This is a genomic window from Amycolatopsis sp. NPDC049159, assembly GCF_040648295.1.
In the GTDB taxonomy this organism is placed as follows: Bacteria; Actinomycetota; Actinomycetes; order Mycobacteriales; family Pseudonocardiaceae; genus Amycolatopsis; species Amycolatopsis pretoriensis_A.
On sequence record NZ_JBEZDL010000060.1, the window covers coordinates 1 to 2,403 of the forward strand.

Genomic DNA, 2,403 nt, shown 5'->3' on the forward strand with positions numbered 1-2,403 from the left:
GGCAACGTGAGCTTCTTCAACCAGACCGGTTCGACGGCGATCCTGCCGACCCCGGTGATCGGCGTCCTCGGCGTGATCGACGTCAGGCGGGTCAGAACCCGCCTGAACACTCGCGACCGGCTGGCGTGCCTCAGCCGTAGAAGTGGATGTAGCGGAACGAGGACGTGCTGACGTCGTGGACCAGGTAGTGGCCGTCGCCGGCCCAGTTGTAGTCCTCGACCGTCACCGTGCCGCCGTGGACGCTGTCGACGATGGCCACGTGCCCGTAGGTGCCGTTGTCGGTCTGGGCGATGGCCCCCACGCTCGGCGAGTTGTCGACGCGGTAGCCGTCGTAGCGGGCGTTGTCGTCCCAGTACTTCGCGTCGCCGTAGTTGTTCGCGCTCTCGCCGTGGCGGTCGATGTTGAAGGCCGCCCAGGAGACGCACTCGCGGTTGTACATGTTCCAGTCGTCGACGACGGAGTCCTGCGGGACGTTGCGCCACTTCGCGGGGTAGATGTCCCCGATCGTGCTCGCCGTGGCGGCGGCCGGCACGGTGCCGAACTCGGCCGCCATCGACGTCGGCTGCGCGGGTGCCGCGGTGGCGGTGGCGGTGCCGGAGATCCCGAAGGCGAGGACGGCGGCGAAGACGAGCAGGGGTCGGCGCATGGTGGTGCCCCTTTCCGGTGCGGGGGAGGAGGAATACGCGCCGTGACGGTAGGAGCGGGATCGCGAATGGCCCAGACCTTTGTGGACGACCCGTGCCAGGCGACCCGAAACCCCTGGTCGGGCCGGGGCGTTCACAGAATTGCGCTCACCACCGCCAGCCGGCGCCGCGGATGCCCGGGCGGACGTCGCGCAGCGCCAGCGTGGCCACGTGCGTGGCGCCGACCGGCAGTGGCGTGCCCGGGTGTTCGGGGCCGCCGAGCCCGCGTTGCTCGAACGACCGGACGCTGCCGGGTACGCGTGGCCCGAAGTGCACCTGGCAGACGTACTCGGGCACCGGGCGGGTGAACCGCCGGTGGTAGTGGTCGATCGGCGGGCCGGGCGGGAACCGGATCTCGTACTCCACGACCGCCACCTCGCCCAGCGCCATCGGGTGGTCCAGGCGCAGCTCGCCGGCGACCATGCCGGTGCCCCGGTCCACGCCGACCCGCCCGAGCCGGGCGAACCGGACGTGGTGGTACGCCGGGTCGGCGGTCAGCGGCCCGTCCGCCTGGTAGTAGGTCATCAGCCGGTCCACGCCGTCGACGGCCGCTTCGGCGACCATCCGGACCTGCAGCGCGCGCTCGCAGCCGTGCTCGTCGAGCAGCATCCGGTCGTGGATCGACCAGAACGACAGCTGGCCGTCCGGCGGCGGTTTCAGCTCACCGGCCAGCGTCCGCAGCTCCGGCCACAGCCGGCGGCGCTCGATCCGGCACGCGGGCTCGCCGAGCCAGCGCCCGCGCGGGGCCTTGGGCCCGAGCCGCGAGGTCAGCGTGCCCGCCGCCAGGCCCAGCACCGCTTCCAGGTGCGTGACGGCGACCATCGACGTCTCGCGTTCCGGCTGCGAGCGGCCCCGCCGCCAGTAGGACAGCGCCGAGCGCGACAGGCGCACGCCCCGCGCGGCCAGGTGGTGCTGGAGCCGATCGAGCGACAGCCCGGATTCGTCGATCGCGGTGTCCAGCGTGACCGCGAACGATCCCGGAAGCGACCGAGTCACCCCTCCAGGATGATCACCCGCGCGGGGTTTCGGAACCGACGAAAGGCGCTGGTCCGGACGTCGTCGCGGGCGTGACAGTGGGAGCCGTGGACGAATCGTTCGCCGGCGCGCTGGACGCCGCCATCAGCGACGCCGGGCTGACCCTGGACCGCCTGCGCGAGCACCTCGCCGCGCGCGGGGTGCCGGTTTCGCGCAGCGCGCTCGCGTACTGGCGGCACGGGCGCTCCCGGCCGGGGCGCGAGACGTCGGTGCGGGCGGTCGTCGAGCTCGAGCAGGTGCTGGGCCTGGCGCCGGGCGCGCTCACGGCGTTGCTGGGCCCGGCCGAGCGACGGCTGCCCCCGCTGCCGCGCACGCCGCTGCGGGAACGGCGCCGGCTGTGGCCGTCGGTCCGGCCGGTGTCCCTGGAGCTCAAGCCGCCGCCGGAGGACCAGCTCCGCCTCTGGTCGGTGCACGACCGGCTGGTCGTCGACGAACGCCGGGCAAGCGGACCCGCCGGACCGGCGGGCGGCTACACCCCGGCCCAGCTCCGGACGGCGTACAGCATGAGCGGGCTGTCCGGCGGTCACCGACGCGTCCGGCAAGAAGGCGACGGCGTCGTTCTTCTGGTTCGTGTTCGGCTGACCTGGGTCGTGACGTCCGGGCGTTCCGCCGCGATGACCTTCTCGACGAAGTCCGGCGTCACCGGCTCGATGTAGGTGGCGTCGGCGAACTCGGGGTCGGTCAT

Annotated in this window: 3 protein-coding genes; 1 reads left to right on the top strand and 2 read right to left on the bottom strand. The window is 72.9% G+C overall.

Annotated elements, in window-relative coordinates; genetic code table 11:
- Positions 1 to 130: 130 nt before the first annotated feature.
- Positions 131 to 646 (bottom strand): CHAP domain-containing protein, encoded by a 516-nt coding sequence (locus AB0B33_RS46760; RefSeq protein WP_360784669.1) that lies wholly within the window; start codon positions 644 to 646, stop codon positions 131 to 133.
- A gap of 145 nt (positions 647 to 791) precedes the next feature.
- Positions 792 to 1,679 (bottom strand): XRE family transcriptional regulator, encoded by an 888-nt coding sequence (locus tag AB0B33_RS46765; protein ID WP_360784672.1) that lies wholly within the window; start codon positions 1,677 to 1,679, stop codon positions 792 to 794.
- A gap of 86 nt (positions 1,680 to 1,765) precedes the next feature.
- Between AB0B33_RS46765 and AB0B33_RS46770 the strand changes: the two genes are divergently transcribed.
- Positions 1,766 to 2,374, top strand: a complete 609-nt coding sequence (locus AB0B33_RS46770) for a hypothetical protein (protein ID WP_360784675.1) — start codon at positions 1,766 to 1,768, stop codon at positions 2,372 to 2,374.
- Positions 2,375 to 2,403: the final 29 nt, after the last annotated feature.